Annotated in this window: 17 protein-coding genes and 1 pseudogene; 9 read left to right on the top strand and 9 right to left on the bottom strand. The window is 73.4% G+C overall.

Features of this window, described 5'->3' with window-relative positions:
* Positions 1-17: 17 nt before the first annotated feature.
* Positions 18-1040 carry a hypothetical protein gene (locus AB0M83_RS33285; protein ID WP_364523056.1) on the bottom strand — a complete coding sequence of 341 codons (1023 nt, stop codon included), beginning with the start codon at positions 1038-1040 and terminating at the stop codon, positions 18-20.
* 118 nt (positions 1041-1158) lie between these two features.
* Here AB0M83_RS33285 and pip point away from each other — a divergent pair, with 118 nt between their 5' ends.
* Positions 1159-2085: a prolyl aminopeptidase gene (gene pip / locus AB0M83_RS33280; RefSeq protein ID WP_364523054.1), complete on the top strand. Its 927-nt coding sequence runs from the start codon at positions 1159-1161 to the stop codon at positions 2083-2085.
* Here the strand turns inward: pip and dmpG are convergent.
* Together dmpG and AB0M83_RS33270 are read right to left on the bottom strand one after the other, a co-directional pair.
* The gene (gene dmpG, locus AB0M83_RS33275) at positions 2082-3107 is read right to left on the bottom strand and encodes a 4-hydroxy-2-oxovalerate aldolase (protein ID WP_364523052.1); all 1026 of its coding nucleotides are present in this window, start codon (positions 3105-3107) and stop codon (positions 2082-2084) included. The two genes, pip and dmpG, sit on opposite strands and share 4 nt — an antisense overlap.
* Positions 3104-4003, bottom strand: a complete 900-nt coding sequence (locus AB0M83_RS33270; protein WP_364523050.1) for an acetaldehyde dehydrogenase (acetylating) — start codon at positions 4001-4003, stop codon at positions 3104-3106. Before AB0M83_RS33270 ends, dmpG begins: the two co-directional genes overlap by 4 nt.
* Positions 4004-4132: 129 nt before the next feature.
* Here AB0M83_RS33270 and AB0M83_RS33265 point away from each other — a divergent pair, with 129 nt between their 5' ends.
* Positions 4133-4348, top strand: coding sequence for a hypothetical protein (locus tag AB0M83_RS33265; protein ID WP_364523048.1), 216 nt, complete (start codon positions 4133-4135; stop codon positions 4346-4348).
* A gap of 2 nt (positions 4349-4350) precedes the next feature.
* On the opposite strand, the gene AB0M83_RS33260 is transcribed toward AB0M83_RS33265, so the two are convergent.
* Complete coding sequence (locus AB0M83_RS33260) at positions 4351-4740, bottom strand: hypothetical protein (RefSeq protein ID WP_364523047.1); 390 nt, start codon at positions 4738-4740, stop codon at positions 4351-4353.
* 633 nt (positions 4741-5373) lie between these two features.
* Here AB0M83_RS33260 and AB0M83_RS33255 point away from each other — a divergent pair.
* Complete coding sequence (locus AB0M83_RS33255) at positions 5374-5652, top strand: hypothetical protein (protein WP_364523045.1); 279 nt, start codon at positions 5374-5376, stop codon at positions 5650-5652.
* Here AB0M83_RS33255 and AB0M83_RS33250 read toward each other — a convergent pair.
* The gene (locus AB0M83_RS33250) at positions 5646-6221 is read right to left on the bottom strand and encodes an XRE family transcriptional regulator (RefSeq protein ID WP_364523043.1); all 576 of its coding nucleotides are present in this window, start codon (positions 6219-6221) and stop codon (positions 5646-5648) included. The two genes, AB0M83_RS33255 and AB0M83_RS33250, sit on opposite strands and share 7 nt — an antisense overlap.
* An 18-nt stretch (positions 6222-6239) precedes the next feature.
* Between AB0M83_RS33250 and AB0M83_RS33245 the strand changes: the two genes are divergently transcribed.
* A complete protein-coding gene (locus AB0M83_RS33245) occupies positions 6240-6740 on the top strand; it encodes an N-acetyltransferase family protein (protein ID WP_364523041.1) in 501 nt (166 codons plus the stop codon).
* Positions 6741-6773: 33 nt separating this feature from the next.
* Complete coding sequence (locus AB0M83_RS33240) at positions 6774-7400, top strand: hypothetical protein (RefSeq protein WP_364523039.1); 627 nt, start codon at positions 6774-6776, stop codon at positions 7398-7400.
* Here the strand turns inward: AB0M83_RS33240 and AB0M83_RS33235 are convergent.
* Positions 7345-7929: an XRE family transcriptional regulator gene (locus AB0M83_RS33235; RefSeq protein ID WP_364523037.1), complete on the bottom strand. Its 585-nt coding sequence runs from the start codon at positions 7927-7929 to the stop codon at positions 7345-7347. The two genes, AB0M83_RS33240 and AB0M83_RS33235, sit on opposite strands and share 56 nt — an antisense overlap.
* Before the next feature lie 77 nt (positions 7930-8006).
* On the opposite strand from AB0M83_RS33235, the gene AB0M83_RS33230 reads away from it, so the two are divergent.
* The 3 genes from AB0M83_RS33230 (at position 8007) to AB0M83_RS33220 (ending at position 10161) form a co-directional block, all read left to right on the top strand.
* Positions 8007-8939, top strand: coding sequence for an NAD(P)/FAD-dependent oxidoreductase (locus tag AB0M83_RS33230; protein ID WP_364523035.1), 933 nt, complete (start codon positions 8007-8009; stop codon positions 8937-8939).
* Between the two features lie 40 nt (positions 8940-8979).
* Positions 8980-9435 carry a group II truncated hemoglobin gene (locus AB0M83_RS33225; RefSeq protein WP_364523033.1) on the top strand — a complete coding sequence of 152 codons (456 nt, stop codon included), beginning with the start codon at positions 8980-8982 and terminating at the stop codon, positions 9433-9435.
* A 159-nt stretch (positions 9436-9594) separates the two neighbouring features.
* Positions 9595-10161 (top strand): TIGR03086 family metal-binding protein, encoded by a 567-nt coding sequence (locus AB0M83_RS33220; RefSeq protein WP_364523031.1) that lies wholly within the window; start codon positions 9595-9597, stop codon positions 10159-10161.
* Here AB0M83_RS33220 and AB0M83_RS33215 read toward each other — a convergent pair.
* On the bottom strand, positions 10133-11038 hold the full coding sequence (locus tag AB0M83_RS33215) for an NAD-dependent protein deacetylase (RefSeq protein ID WP_364523029.1): 906 nt from the start codon (positions 11036-11038) through the stop codon (positions 10133-10135). The genes AB0M83_RS33220 and AB0M83_RS33215 overlap by 29 nt on opposite strands.
* Before the next feature lie 124 nt (positions 11039-11162).
* Between AB0M83_RS33215 and AB0M83_RS33210 the strand changes: the two genes are divergently transcribed.
* Positions 11163-12617, top strand: coding sequence for a serine/threonine-protein kinase (locus AB0M83_RS33210; protein ID WP_364523027.1), 1455 nt, complete (start codon positions 11163-11165; stop codon positions 12615-12617).
* Here AB0M83_RS33210 and AB0M83_RS33205 read toward each other — a convergent pair.
* Positions 12607-13521 carry a DUF3800 domain-containing protein gene (locus AB0M83_RS33205; RefSeq protein ID WP_364523148.1) on the bottom strand — a complete coding sequence of 305 codons (915 nt, stop codon included), beginning with the start codon at positions 13519-13521 and terminating at the stop codon, positions 12607-12609. The genes AB0M83_RS33210 and AB0M83_RS33205 overlap by 11 nt on opposite strands.
* A 627-nt stretch (positions 13522-14148) precedes the next feature.
* A pseudogene (locus AB0M83_RS33200) lies at positions 14149-14228 on the bottom strand (cupin); the annotation flags it as partial.

Raw genomic sequence — 14228 nt, 5'->3', positions numbered from 1 at the left:
CGGCGCGCCCCGGAACCTCAGTAGGCGACCGCGAAGGCGTGGCTCATCGCGTCGTTGTGCGTGGTCGTCGAGCCGCTCGCGTCCGGCAGGCCGCTCGCCGCCATCTGCACCGCGCCCGTGGATCCGCTCACCCAGTCCGTCTTCACGTAGAAGTTGAACCTGGGCACGCAGCCGTTGCCCGTCGCCGCCGCGAAGTGGGTGTTCAGCGGGACCACCAGGTGGTGGACGTCGCGGCGGACGACCGCCGTCACGCTCGACGACGAGTCCGACTTGCACAGCGTGCCGTCGGCCTTCCACTGGTTGACGAACAGCGTCACCCGCGCCGTCATGCTGTTCACCGGGCAGTCGTAGTTCGCCGGCTCCGGGTAGCACGCCATCAGCTGCATGTCCCCGAACACGCTGAGCCCGGTCACCGGCGCCGTCTCGAAGACCTCGGTCGCCGGCTCGCGGACGGTCGGAGCCGCGGAACTCAGGCCGATGACGCGACCGGTGGGCGTGTCGCCGTCGTCGGCCTGCGGCGGCGTGCCGGCGGTCGTGTTCGCGACGCTGGTGTCCGCGAACTTCAGCTCGCCGCTGACCAGGCTCACGGTCGAGTTGCCCAGCCCGAGGTTCGCGCTGCGCAGGTACGTCGTACACGTGACGGTGCCCGCCGCGCCCGGGTGGACCAGGAACCGCGTCGTGACGCCGATGTCCCGCAGCGAAGCCGGGGCGCTGGTGGCACTCGCGATCAGGACGTTCTGCCCGAGCACCTCGTTCTTGGTCCAGCCGCTCGTGCTCGCGCAGCGGACCTCGTTGTCGATCAGCGTCGTATTGGATGCGTTGTTGGCCCGCAGCGTCGAGTAGACGTACGCCGTCTGGGTCGCCGTCATCGACAGCTGCACCGAGCCGAGCGCCGCGACGTACTGGTGGTCGTGCGGCGAGGTCACCGTGCGCGGGGCGAACGTCACCGACGTCGCCGCCTGGGCCGCTCCGGCGGTGCCGAGCAGCCCCGCCACCGTGACCGCGCAGGCCACGGCCGCGGCGAAGATCCTGCGTTTCATCGAATTCCCCTCGGAAGTGGGTCCGGTCCGGAAAGATCACCGGCGCGACCGAATTCTGACGCGCTCCCGGCGCGGCCGGACCGGTCTCTTCCGGACATTGACCGAAGGTGGCCACCCGATGCCCGAGCTGTACCCGCCGATCGAGCCCTACGACCACGGCCTCCTCGACGTCGGCGACGGGCACCGCGTCCACTGGGAGACTTCGGGCAACCCCGGGGGCAAGCCCGCGGTGATGCTGCACGGCGGGCCCGGCCAGGGCAGCGCGCCGGGCATGCGGCGGGTGTTCGACCCCGCCCGCTACCGGATCGTGCTCCTCGACCAGCGCGGCTGCGGCCGGAGCGTGCCGCACGCGACGACGTCGTTGCGCGACAACACGACCGAGCACCTCGTCGCCGACCTCGAACGGCTGCGCGAGCACCTCGGCATCGAGCGCTGGCTGGTGACCGGCGGTTCGTGGGGTACGACGCTCGCGCTCGTGTACGCGCAGCGCTTCCCGGAGCGGGTCTCGGAGATCGTGGTCAGCGCGATCAGCACGACGCGCCGCTCGGAGATCGACTGGCTCTACCGCGGCCTGCGCCGCTTCTTCCCCGAGGAATGGGCCCGCTTCACCCTGGGCGCCGAGGACGACGTCGCGGCGTACGCCCGGCTCATGGACGACCCCGACCCGGAGGTCCGGCACCGGGCAGCGGCCGCGTGGCGCCGGTGGGAGGACGTCGTGCTGTCCCTCGAGCCCGGCGCTCCCCCGGTCCGCGACGAACCGGTCGACGCCGCCACGCTCGCGTTCGTCCGGCTCACCACGCACTACTACGCGCACGCCGGCTGGCTGGACGAAGGCGCCGTGATCCGGGACGCCGGCCGGCTGGCCGGCATCCCGGGCGTGCTGATCCACGGCCGGCTCGACCTCAGCTGCCCGGTGACGACCGCGTATGAGCTGGCCGAGGCCTGGCCGGGCGCCGAACTGCTGGTCGACGACCGGTCCGGACACCGGGCCAGCGACCTCAAGCGCGGCTGGAAGCTCGCGGCACTGGACCGGTTCGCGGACTAGCCTTCCGCCGCCAGCGTCACCGCGACGTCGATGATCATGTCCTCCTGGCCACCCACCAGCGCCAGCTCTCCGCACCGGCGCAGGATCGCCTGCGCCGGGACGCCGTAGCGCTCCGCCGCGCGTTCGGCGTGCAGCAGGAAGCTCGAATACACCCCGGCCCAGCCCTGCACGATCGCGTTGCGGTCCATCTTCGGCCAGCGGTTCAGGTACGGGCGGACGACCTCCTCCGCCCCGTCGAGCAGGGCGCCGACGTCGAGGCCGGTGTCGATGCCCAGCCGGTCGAACACCGCCGCGAGGACCTCCGTCGGCGAGTTGCCCGCGCCCGCGCCGAGCGCGCAGAGCGACCCGTCGATGTAGCGGACGCCGGCTTCGTACGCCAGCACGGAGTTCGCGACGCCGAGCGAGAGGTTCTGGTGGCCGTGGTAGCCGACCCACGCCGTGTCGCCGACTTCGGCGACCAGCGCTTCGAACCGTTCGCGGGCTTCGTGCATCAACAGCGCGCCGGCCGAGTCCGTCACGTACGCCGCCTGGCAGCCCGCGTCGACCATGATCCGCGCCTGCTTCGCGAGGTCCTCCGGCGGCGTCCGGTGCGCCATCATGAGGAACCCGGCGGTCTCCATCCCCAGCTCGCGCGCCAGCCCGAAGTGCTGCGGCGAGACGTCGGCCTCGGTGCAGTGCGTCGCCACCCGGACCATCTCCGCACCCGCGTCGAACGCGCGACGCAGGTCCTCCGCGGTGCCGATGCCCGGCACGAGCAGCACGGCGATCTTCGCCTGCGTCGCCTCTTCGCGCGCCGCGGCGATCAGCTCGAGCTCGTCGACGGCGGAGAAGCCGTAGGTGAACGACGAGCCGCCGAGGCCGTCGCCGTGGGTCACCTCGATCACCTCGACACCGGCGCGGTCGAGCGCGCGCACGGTGTCGCGCACCTGCTGCTCGGTGAAGCGGTGGGCCATCGCGTGGCTGCCGTCGCGCAACGTCGTGTCGACGATCCGGACGTCGTGCTTCAGCTCCGGGCGAGTCATGCGAGCACCTCCTGCTTGGCGCGGGCCATCAGCTCGCCCACGCGGGCGGCCGCGGCCGTCATGATGTCGAGGTTCCCGGCGTACTCCGGCAGGTAGTCGCCGTTGCCGCGGACCTCGAGGAAGATCCCGACCCGCGCGTTGCCGTCCCACTCCTCGCGCGCGTCGTCGAACTGCGGGTCGGCGCGCAGCGTGTAGCCGGGGACGTACTTGCGGACCTCGTCGGCCATCTCGTGGATCGACTCGGTGATCGCGTCGCGGTCGGCGTCGAGCCCGATCGCGCAGAAGACGGTGTCCCGCATGATCATCGGCGGCTCGACCGGGTTGAGGATGATGATCGCCTTGCCGCGCCCGGCGCCACCGATCTCGGCGACGGCCTGCGACGTCGTGCGCGTGAACTCGTCGATGTTGGCGCGCGTCCCCGGGCCCGCGCCGCGCGAGGCCACGGACGCGACGATCTCCGCGTACGGCACCGGCGTCACCCGGGAAACCGCGTGCACCATGGGAATGGTGGCCTGGCCGCCGCAGGTGATCATCGAGACGTTGGGCGCGTCGAGGTGCGCGCCGAGGTTCACCGGCGGGCACACCATCGGGCCGAGGTGCGCCGGGGTCAGGTCGATCGCCTGGATGCCGGCCGCCTCGTACCGGGGGGCGTTGGCCGCGTGCGCCTTGGCCGACGTCGCCTCGAACACGAGCTCCGGCAGGGGATCCTGCCGCAGCAGCCAGTCGACGCCCTCGGCGGACGCCGCGATCCCTTGCGCGCGGGCGCGCTCGTGCCCGTCGGACTCGACCACGCCGACCACGTAACCGATTTCGAGAACTTCACTGCGTCGCAGCTTCGCCAGCAGATCGGTGCCGATGTTGCCGGGGCCGACGATCGCCGCCATCACGGGAGCCATGTCCACGACGGTCGCACCGCGACGGGCGGCGGCACAGTCCCGCGTACCGTCCAGCGGAACGTCGGCGGCCGGTTTGATCGCCACCCGTTCGGGGCAAATCCGGGGAGAGATCCCGACGGAGGAGGTCCGATGGCCGAGCGGCGTTGGCATGTCATCCCGAGCACGGCTCCGCTGTGCTGGCTGAACCTGGGCGTGGGGGCGGTGCTGTTGCTGTCGAGCATCCTCACGCTGGCGAGGACCGACGCGCAGGCCCCGGTGCTGCCGGTGATCGCTGCCGTGGCGGCGGTGGCGCTGATCGTCTTGGCGACGGTCGGCCTGACGCGCCCGCGGCTCCGTGGGCGCTGAGGTCAGGAGCGTTTGCAGCGATCGGTTTCGGCGTCCCAGGTCCCGCCGTTGTCGAGGCAGTCGGTGAACTCACGCTGCCCGTCGACCCAGGCTTTGTGGCCGGCGCAGACGTCGTACTTCGCTTCGTCCCCGTCCCGGCACTGGTAGCCGAACTGCGGAGGCTTCCGGGTCGGCGTCTTGCGGACCGGCTTCTTCTTGGTGGCGGCGGGGGCCGGCGTGGTTGCGCTGGAGGTCGGCGGCACGGTGATGGTCACGGTGGGCGTCGGCTCGATGGTGAGCACCGTTGCGGTGGTGACCGACTGCTCCGGGGCGCGTGCCGGCGACGGCGAGGCGCCGCACGCCGCGGTCGCCAACCCCACGGCGAGCAGCGTTCCCCACAACCACGTCTTCATCGGCACGCCTTCGACGAGCAACCGGACCATGGTTCAGTCGCGGCCGACGCGGCGATGGTTACCGTGGCTGGGACGTTGTCGCCGGATCGCAATGCGCGCTCTGGCTTGGTCCGCGAGTGCTCAGCGCGGGCGTCGCCGGGTGGTGGGGCGGTGCGGAGTCGTCGGCTTCCTCGGGGTGGCTGTCGGCGCGTGAGCTCTCGTCCGGGTGGCCGTCGGGGTCGTCGTGGCCGCCGGGGATTCCGTCGTCACCGGAGATCCGGTCGTGGCCGGAACGTTTGCCGTGGCCGGGAAGTCCGTCGTGGACGGTGACGGCGGGACCACTCGCCCGCTCCCCGACCCGCCGGCCGTGCACGCGCCGAGCAGCACGACCGCGCTCAAGCCCAGGCCGCACCACCACACTCGCACCGTCCGGACGCTAGCAGCGAACCCCGCGCGAGACCGGCGAAACGCGGGAACCTGCAGCTCTTGGTGGTCCGCGTGCTCCACCCGGGCCTCTGCCACCGTCAGCGAAGCCGCTTCGCCCGGTGTCACGCGGAACACGCTGGTGTCACTCGGTTTCCCCGGGTGCCGTAACACCCGCGGTGCCACCGTCGACTCTGGGCACGAACGCCGGCGTGACTGGGAGGGGACGCCATGGACCACCGCGACCTCGCGGACGCGGCCGTCCGCGCCATCGCCGACCACTTCGGCGCTGCCCGCTCGGGAGCCCCGGATTCGGCGGCGGCGTCGCAGATCGTCTCGGTGGTCACCTCGGTGTGCGGCGTCGGTTCGCCCGTCCTCGAGGACCTGCGGCGGAATCCGGCGAGCTGCGGCGTCCGCACCCACGCGGCGGCGCTGCTGTGGCGGGCGCTCGACGAGGACGAGCGCGCCGGCCCGGCCCTCGGCAGGGCACTCGGCGACGTCGCCTACTGAACCCGGCCCGCGCGCGACCGCATCACGAGGGCGGCGACGTGGTACTCGCACGGCTCGTCACCTCGGTTCGCGTACGAATGCGGTGCGTCGGCGGGAAAGTAGACCGAATCCCCCGCCTGCAGCACGTACTCGGCCGAGCCGACCCCCAGCGACAGCGTGCCCGACTCCACCGCGACGAACTCGTGCGAACCCGGGGCGTACGCGGGGAACTCGCCGGCGTCGCACCGCGGCGGCAGAGTCGTGCGGATCCACTCGAAGTTGACCCCCGGCACGACCGGCGTCAGCACCGTGCGGTGCCAGCCGCCCGGCTCGGCGACGTGATCCTGCTCCGCCGCGCGGCGCACGACCACCGGGTCGATCTCCAGGCCGGCCAGCAGCCGGGACAACGACAACCCCAGGCCGTCGGCGATGCGGGACAGCACCACCACCGTCGGGGTCTTCTCGCCGCGCTCGATGGCCGACAGCATGCTCACGCTCACGCCGGCTTCCCGGGCCAGCGCGCTCAACGCCAGGCCGCGGTCGGTCCGCAGAGCGTGCAGGCGGCGGCCCAGGTTCGCCGGATCGATCATTCCTCTATGATAGTGACCGTGTCCACTATAGCGGAAATCAGGGTCGCCACGGAGGCCGACGCCGAAGGCATCGCGGCCGTCTTCGCGCCGTACGTCACCGGCTCGGTCGTCACCTTCGAGACCACCCCGCCGACCTCGGACCAGTGGCGCGCGAAGATCCGCGAAAGCGACCTGCCGTTCCTCGTCCTGGCCGGAGCGAAAGTCCTGGGTTACGCGCTCGCCGCGCCGTGGCGGCCGAAACCGGCCTACCGGCACACCGTGGAGACGACCATCTACCTCGCGCCCGAAGCCGCCGGCCAGGGGTACGGGCGGCGGCTGCTGGACGAGCTGCTCGAGCGGTGCACCGAGGCGGGCGCCCGGCAGGCGATCGCGGTCGTCGTCGACTCCGGCAGTCCCGCGTCCCGGAAGCTGCACAGCGCCGCCGGGTTCACCGAAGCCGGCGTGCTGCGGCGCGTCGGGTTCAAGCACGGCCGGTGGCTCGACACGGTGCTGATGCAGCGCGAACTCGGCCGGAGGTAGCCCCGCCTGTCCGCGACGCGCGAAGATGAGCCGGTGGACGACCGCCCGGACGACCTCACCTCGATCCTCCTCGCCGAGTACGCGGCGCTCCGCAGCGAGACCGAGCGCCGCGCGACGATCCAGTGGAACGTCTTCGCCCTGCAGATCGCTTCGGCCGGCGCGATCATCAGCCTGGCGATCGCGTCCGCCACGAACTCGGCGCTGCTCCTGGTGGTTCCGCTCACGTCGTACATGCTGGGCAACCGCTATGTCCTGCACGCCTTCCACCTCAAGCTGATCCACCGGTACGTCCGGGACTCCTTGAGCGACCGGTTGGCCGGGAACCTGCAGTGGGAAGCCTGGCGAGAGCGGGAACTCGACCGGGAAACGGCTCCCGGGCGGAGGTTCACGGCGACCGGGTGGAACTCCCTCCACCCGACCCGGCTCGCCTTCGTCGGAGTCGCCGCGCTGGCGCTCGCCGGGGCGCTGGCCGCCGGGATCTTCCTGTGGGTCACCCGGTCACCGGGCTGGTACGTGATCACCGCGTTCGGCCTGGGCTGGGTGGTGGACGCGCTGGCCACGGCGCGCCTGCACCGGATCTTCACGGACGCCCGCGGACCGGGCGCTACCGGGACTTCGCCCGCAGGTGCAGCCGCTCCCCCTGTTTCCCGAACAAGCTGAGGATCTCCGCCGGCCGCCCCACCGCGCCGAACCAATGCGGCAACCTCGTGTCGAACTCCGCCGCCTCGCCCGGGCCCAGGGTCATGTCGCGGTCGGCCAGGACCAGCCGGAGGCGGCCCGACAGGACGTACAACCACTCGTACCCCTCGTGGACCTGGGGATCCGGCTCGCCCGTCTCCGGCTCGAGGATCATCTTGAACGCCTGGGGCGCGCCCGGCTGGCGGGTCAGGGGCAGCACCGTCATCGACGCTCCGTTGGCGCGCGGGAGGCGGCGGGGCGTCAGCCGGACCCGGGGGTCGCCCACCTCGGGCGCGCCGACCAGCTCGTCCAGCGGGACCTGGTGGGCCTGGGCGATCGGCAGCAGGAGCTCGAGGCTCGGCTTGCGCTGGCCGGACTCCAGCCGCGACAGCGTGCTCTTCGAGATGCCCGTCGCCGTCGAAAGGTCGGCCAGCGTGACGCGCCGCTGGGTGCGGACCCGCTTGAGCCGGGGGCCGACCTCGGCCAGGGCGTGGGTGATGGCGTCCGTCATGCCTCCAGGAAACGCTCTCGTCCCGGAAATGGCAACATTTGTTGTCGGAATCGCGAAGCCGGGCGCAGGGTGGCGGCATGACCGAAAACAGCTATGACGTCCTGGTGGTCGGAGGCGGCGCCGCGGGCCTGAGCGCCGCCCTGATGCTGGGCCGCGCGCGGCGGCGCGTCGTGGTCGTCGACGGCGGCTCGCCGCGCAACGCCCCCGCCGAGCACATGCACGGCTTCCTCTCCCGGGACGGCCTGCCGCCGTCCGAGCTGCTCAAGATCGGCCGCGAGGAGCTCGCCGGCTACGGCGTCGAGATCGTCGAAGACCAGGTGAGCGCGCTCGAACCGGGTTTCACCGCGCGGCTCGCGAGCGGCCGGGAGCTGACCGCCCGGCGCGTCCTGGTCGCGACCGGCGTCCGCGACGACCTGCCGGCCATCCCGGGCCTGCGCGAGAGCTGGGGCACCGACGCGGTGACCTGCCCGTACTGCCACGGCTACGAGGTCCGCGACCAGCCGCTCGGCGTCCTCGGCACCGAACCCGCGAGCGTCGAGCACGCGCTGCTCGTGCGCCAGTGGTCGCCGGATGTCGTCTACTTCGCCCACACCGCACCACCGTCCGAAGAGGACCGTGAACGGCTCGACGCGCGGGGCATCGAGATCGTCGACGGGACCGTCACGGCCTTGCGCCGCGAAGCCGGCCACCTCACCGGGCTCGAGCTCGGCGCGCGGTTCGTGCCGCGGACCGCGCTGTTCGTCCGGACGCAAACCGTCCCGCACGACGAGCTCATGCGCGGGCTCGGCTACGAGGAGACCGACGCGATGGGCAAGACGAACGTGCCGGGCGTGTGGGCGGCCGGGAACGTCGTCGACGCGCGGGCGACGGTGGTCATCGCCGCGGCCCAGGGCGCGGCCGCCGGCGGCGCGCTGAACCACGACCTCGTGACCGAGGATGTCCGCCGGGCGGTCGACGCGTTCGGCGGCTTCACCCCCGAAGCGGAACGCGCCGCCGCGAAGGCACGCTGACGTCCTGGCGTTCGGCGCCCGCCCGTGCCAGGCTCGGCGGGTGCGTCCGACGCTGTACGAATTCGCCGGCGGCGACCCCGCGTTCCGCGCGCTGGCCGCCGCCCACCACGAGCGCTGCCTGGCCGACCCCGAGCTGAACCACCCGTTCTCGCACCCGGGGCAGCACCCGCAGCACGTCGACCGGCTGGCCCGGTACTGGGCCGAGGTCATGGGCGGGCCGCCGCGGTTCTCCGAAGAGTGCGGCGACCACTCGGCGATGCTGCGCATGCACGCGGGCAACGGCGACATGAGCGACCTCGGCCGCCGGTTCGTCGAGTGCTTCGTGCGGGCCGCGGACGACGCCGGCCTGCCCGCCGATCCGGAGTTCCGCGCGGCCCTGCGCTCCTACATGGAGTGGGCGGTGGCCGAGGTGCTCACCTACCCGGGGCCGGCCGGCGAGGTGCCCGCGGGGCTGGCGATGCCGCGCTGGTCGTGGCACGGGTTGCAGCCGGTGTAACGCCCGGCGCGGCCGCCGCGTCTTGTGGGCAACGACCGGCTGTGGAGGTCCGTCGCAGAGCCGGTCCGGGCTCGTTTCCCCCAACCTGCCCCGGGCCGGCTCGTCCACGGCGTCCGAAACCCGCCTGCGCCGCACCGCGGGCCGGGCCAGAGTGGACCCATGCTGATCGACCGTTTCCTGCTCGCGAGTGAAGGCTTCGAGCACCACCTGCGCGCGGTGCCGCCGGACGGCTGGGACGCCCCGACCCCGTGCACCGCCTGGGACGTGCGGGCGCTGGTGAACCACATGACCCGCGGCAACCTCAACTACATCGGGCTCTTGCGCGGCGCCACCCGCGAGGAGTTCCTCGCCGCTCGCGACGCCGACGCGCTCGGGGACGACCCGGTGACGGCGTTCACGGACTCGGTCCGGGCCTGCGCTGCGGCCTTCGCCGAGGCGGGCGCGCTGGACCAGGTCGTCGACTACCCACTCGGCAAGCTGACCGGCCGGCGCGCGCTGGCCGTCCGCACCACCGACAGCACCGTGCACACCTGGGACCTCGCCCGCGCTCTCGGCGCTGACGAAACCCTCGATCCCGGTCTCGTCGCGTGGATCGACGAAAACCACGACGACATCTTCGCGGGGCTGGAGCTGAACCCGCGGGTCTTCGCCGACCCGCCGCCGAGCGCCCCGGGCGCGTCGCGGCAAGACCGGCTGCTCACGCGCTTCGGCCGCGATCCTCGCTGAGGCCGCAGCCCAGCCGCCCGGCCAGCTCGGTCAGTGCCCGCCCCAGCGGCAGGTCGGCCCGCACCGAGGCGTAGCGGTCGCCGCGGGTCTCGCCGTGGTTGACGATCACCACCGGCTTGCCCGCGGCCGCCGCGTGGCGGACGAAGCGCAGGCCCGACATCACGGTCAGGGAGGACCCCAGCACCAGCAGCGCGGCGGCCTCGTCGACCAGGCGGTAGCACTGCTCGACGCGGGGGCGCGGCACGTTCTCGCCGAAGAACACGACGTCCGGCTTGAGCACGCCGGCGCACTCCGCGCAGGGCACGGGGGTGAACCGGCGCACGACGTCCTCGGGCAGCTCGACGTCGCCGTCCGGGTTGATCCGGGTGGCCGCGCCGCCGAAGCCGGGGTTGGCGGCCCGCAGCCGCCGGTCCAGCTCGGCGCGCGGGCTGGTGCGGCGGCAGTCCAGGCAGATCACGCGGTCCAGGCTGCCGTGCAGCTCGACGGCGTCCGCGGTGCCGGCCGCCTGGTGCAGGCCGTCGACGTTCTGCGTGATGACGCCGCCGAAGTACCCGCCGTCGCGCAGGGCGGCGACCGCGCGGTGGCCGTCGTTGGGATCGGCGCGGGCGATGGTGCGCCACCCGAGGTGGCTGCGCGCCCAGTACCGCTGCCGGCCCTCGGCGCTGGTGACGAACTCGTCGTAGGTCATCGGGGTGTGGCGGCGCAGGCTGCCGCTTTCGCCGCGGTAGTCGGGGATGCCGGACTCGGTCGAGAGCCCGGCCCCGCTGAGCACGGCGACGCGCCCGCGGGCGACGACGCCGGCGACCTCGTCGAGGCTCGACGTCCGGGGCAGCGGCGCGTCCGAGGACGTCCAGGTCAGGGTGGGGCGGGTCCGCACCAGCTCAGGGTACGCACGTGCCGCGACGGCGTGCTCGTCTCGGGCCCGGTCCGGGAGGGCGTCCTCGGGGAAAACGCTGTAACGCGCCCCGGCTTGCGGCAGACTTCCCGGTGTCTGCGAAGGGATGAGCGTGAGCTGGCAGTTCGGGCCGTACCGTGTCGAGTCGCTCATCGCCCGCGGGGGCATGGGCGAGGTCCACCGCGCCTACGACACGCGCCACGACCGCGCTGTGGCGCTGAAGCTGCTGTCGCCGGACTTCGCGGCCGACCACGAGTTCCAGGAGCGGTTCCGCCGGGAGGCCCACGCGGTGGCGCGGCTGCGCGAGCCGCACGTGATCCCGATCCACGCCTACGGCGAGATCGACGGGCGGCTCTACCTCGACATGCGCCTGGTCGACGGCGACGACCTCGGCACCCGGCTGGCCGCCGGTGGCGCGCTGGCCGCGGCCGAAGCAGTCGACGTCGCCGGCCAGGTCGCCCAGGCCCTGGCCGCCGCGCACGCCGAGGGGCTGGTGCACCGGGACGTCAAGCCGTCGAACGTCCTGGTCGGCGCGACCGGGTTCGCCTACCTGGTGGACTTCGGCATCGCCCGCGCGGCCGGGACCAGCACCGGGCTCACCGTCACCGGCGGCGCCGTCGGGACGCTCGACTACATGGCGCCCGAGCGCTTCACCGACGCGCCGGTGGACCACCGCGTCGACGTCTATTCGCTGGCCTGCGTGCTGCACCAGTGCCTGACCGGCAGCAAGCCGTTCGCCGCGTCCACCGCCGCGTCGCTGATCGGCGCGCACCTGCACCAGCCGCCCCCACGCCCGAGCGCGCTGCGGCCCGGGTTGCCCGCGGCGTTCGACGCCGTGATCGCGCGGGGCATGGCCAAGAACCCCGGAGAGCGTTTCGGCAGCGTCACCGAACTGACGGACGCCGCCCGGGCCGCGCTCGGCGGCACCAGCCCGGTCCCCGCCGCCGCTCCCCCGACCCGGCAGGCCACCCGGATGGCCCCGGCCGCCACCGAGGTGCGCCGCCGGCCTTCGAAGGCGCCGTGGGTGGTCGCCGGCGTGGCGCTGCTCGCGCTGATCGGCGTCGTCGGGTGGTTCACGATCTTGAAACCGTCTTCACAGGCCCAGCCGGCCGCGACCTCGTCCTCGTCTTCGGCCCCGACCTCGACGCCGCCGGCTTCCTCGTCCACCGCCGCACCGCCGGTGAGCGCCCCGCCGGTCATGACCACGCAGGTGAGCGTCCGGACGACCGTCGCGAGCGGCGCCGACCTCGGGTTGGCGACCGCGATGAGCACGCCGGCGTGCGACGGCTCGTACGTCGTCGTCCTCGGCTCGGCCATCACGCCGGCCCGCTACCGCGCGGACGTCCAGGGGTTGCTCACCGCCCACCCGGGCGCGCGGTACCTGCACACACCGAGCACCGGCTGCGGCTCCCTGCGGCAGCAGGTGAACGGCGCCGACGTGTACGCGGTTTACGACGGGCCGTTCGCCGCCAAGGAGTCTGCGTGCGCGCGGCGCGGCGGGAACGCGTACGTCAAGCGGCTGGACAACACGACCTCGCCCGCGCAGGTCGTCAGCTGCTGAGCCCGTTCCAGACGGAGTCCTTGTCCACAAAGGACGCCAGCAGGCCGGTGAGCCGGGGGTCGCCGCGCCCGTTGAGCGCGTCGGAAGCGATCCGGCGGGCGACGCCGGCGAGGAAGTCGGCGACCTGCACGCGGGCGTCGGACCGCGAATCGACGAACCGGACGCCGGCCAGCCGGTGCCCGAGGATGACTTTGAGCTGCAGCACGCGCTCGCCGGTGAGGGCGAGCTGTTCGTCGTGGACCAGGGCGACCGGGGTGCCGCCGGTGCTGAAGTGCCGGACCGTGTGGATCACCGCGGGCACCAGCGGGTCCAGCACCGGCACCAGGCCCGGGTCGCTCGCCAGCCGGGCCCGGTAGGCGGCCACGCGTTCGGCGCCTTCGGCGAGCTGGGCCATGATCTCGCCGGCTTCGCCTTCGCCCGCGAGTTCGGCGGCCAGGGCGAAGAACTCCGCCGGCGACGTCGTCACGCCGCGGCGGGGCTTCAGGCGCAGGACGCTGGTGAACGCGGCGAGGAAGTAGGCCCAGCGGCCGGGTCCGAAGGCGGCGGGGCCGGCGCGGTGGAGGGTGCGCGCCATGGCGTCGGTGCCGTGCTCGGCCAGCAGCGTGACCGCGGCGCGGACGGCGAAGAAGGTCTTGTCGGTCAGGTGCACGTGCCCGCGGCCGGCGAGCGGACCGGCGGGGTCGAGCAGCCACTCGAGGACGGCCCGGTGTTTGCCCCGCAGGAGGTGGTTGGCCTTGTACTCCTCGGCGGGCGAGCCGATCCGGGCGCGGATCTCCTGGACGCAGCCGCGCGCTTCCTCGGGCGTCAGCCGGACCCCGGCGTGGGCGAAGACGTCGGTCTCGCCGCCGACGAGGTTTTCGCCCTCGGAGCCCGACTCGTCGCAGGCGATCTCGACCGGGCTCACCGGTCCGATGGTGCCAGACGGGCCCGGGGGCGGCGACCGGTTACCCGGGTGGCCGCCGGCCGTCACGGTTGGGCCACGACGGCTAACGGCCACGACCGGTCCGGTGACTAGGAGGGAGTAGGCGCTCTGGAGGCTCCGATGGCCACGACCGACCGGCCCGCCCGGCTCGCGCTGACGGCTGCCGTGCTCGTCCTGCTGCTCGGCGGCGCCGGAGTCCTGGTGCAGCAGCGGTTCACGGCCGGGCCGGGTGGGACGGTCGCCGTCGGCGGGATCGAGGTCGACGCTCCCGCCGGCACTCGCGTTTCCGTGCGGCCCGCGCCGGAACCCGGGGTCACGGCCGCCTTCACCCGGCGGATCGGCGGTGGGGCCGACCTGAGCTTCGACGGCGGCCGGGCGCCGCGGGTGCGGATCGCCGTCCCCGCCGCGCCGCCGGCCGGGTTCGCGCCCGTCGTCGTCACCGGGAGCCGGCTCGTCCCGGCCGCCTACGACGCCGCGACGCGGAGCATCGTCGCGGACCTGAACCGGCCGGGCCCCTTCTGGGGCGGGCTCTTCGACTTCGCCGCGCTCGGCCGCGACGTCGTGCCGGAGCCGGCGCCGCGGCCGGACTGCGCCGGGCGCGCCGCGATCCTCGGTGCAGGCGAGGTGGACGTGCGGGCTACCGCCGAGGACACCATCTTCGGCTTCCCATTCGTAGGCGCGTAAGTGCG

Source organism: Amycolatopsis sp. NPDC051106 (assembly GCF_040682775.1).
Lineage (GTDB): Bacteria > Actinomycetota > Actinomycetes > Mycobacteriales > Pseudonocardiaceae > Amycolatopsis.
This window is presented reverse-complemented; position numbering and strand designations above follow the sequence as displayed.

Excerpts from the sequence above, each read along its gene's own strand:
- AB0M83_RS33285 (WP_364523056.1), bottom strand. The coding sequence starts at position 1,040 with ATGAAACGCAGGATCTTCGCCGCGGCCGTGGCCTGCGCGGTCACGGTG.
- pip (WP_364523054.1), top strand. The coding sequence starts at position 1,159 with ATGCCCGAGCTGTACCCGCCGATCGAGCCCTACGACCACGGCCTCCTC.
- dmpG (WP_364523052.1), bottom strand. The coding sequence starts at position 3,107 with ATGACTCGCCCGGAGCTGAAGCACGACGTCCGGATCGTCGACACGACG.
- AB0M83_RS33270 (WP_364523050.1), bottom strand. The coding sequence starts at position 4,003 with ATGGCTCCCGTGATGGCGGCGATCGTCGGCCCCGGCAACATCGGCACC.
- AB0M83_RS33265 (WP_364523048.1), top strand. The coding sequence starts at position 4,133 with ATGGCCGAGCGGCGTTGGCATGTCATCCCGAGCACGGCTCCGCTGTGC.
- AB0M83_RS33260 (WP_364523047.1), bottom strand. The coding sequence starts at position 4,740 with ATGAAGACGTGGTTGTGGGGAACGCTGCTCGCCGTGGGGTTGGCGACC.
- AB0M83_RS33255 (WP_364523045.1), top strand. The coding sequence starts at position 5,374 with ATGGACCACCGCGACCTCGCGGACGCGGCCGTCCGCGCCATCGCCGAC.
- AB0M83_RS33250 (WP_364523043.1), bottom strand. The coding sequence starts at position 6,221 with ATGATCGATCCGGCGAACCTGGGCCGCCGCCTGCACGCTCTGCGGACC.
- AB0M83_RS33235 (WP_364523037.1), bottom strand. The coding sequence starts at position 7,929 with ATGACGGACGCCATCACCCACGCCCTGGCCGAGGTCGGCCCCCGGCTC.
- AB0M83_RS33230 (WP_364523035.1), top strand. The coding sequence starts at position 8,007 with ATGACCGAAAACAGCTATGACGTCCTGGTGGTCGGAGGCGGCGCCGCG.
- AB0M83_RS33220 (WP_364523031.1), top strand. The coding sequence starts at position 9,595 with ATGCTGATCGACCGTTTCCTGCTCGCGAGTGAAGGCTTCGAGCACCAC.
- AB0M83_RS33210 (WP_364523027.1), top strand. The coding sequence starts at position 11,163 with ATGAGCGTGAGCTGGCAGTTCGGGCCGTACCGTGTCGAGTCGCTCATC.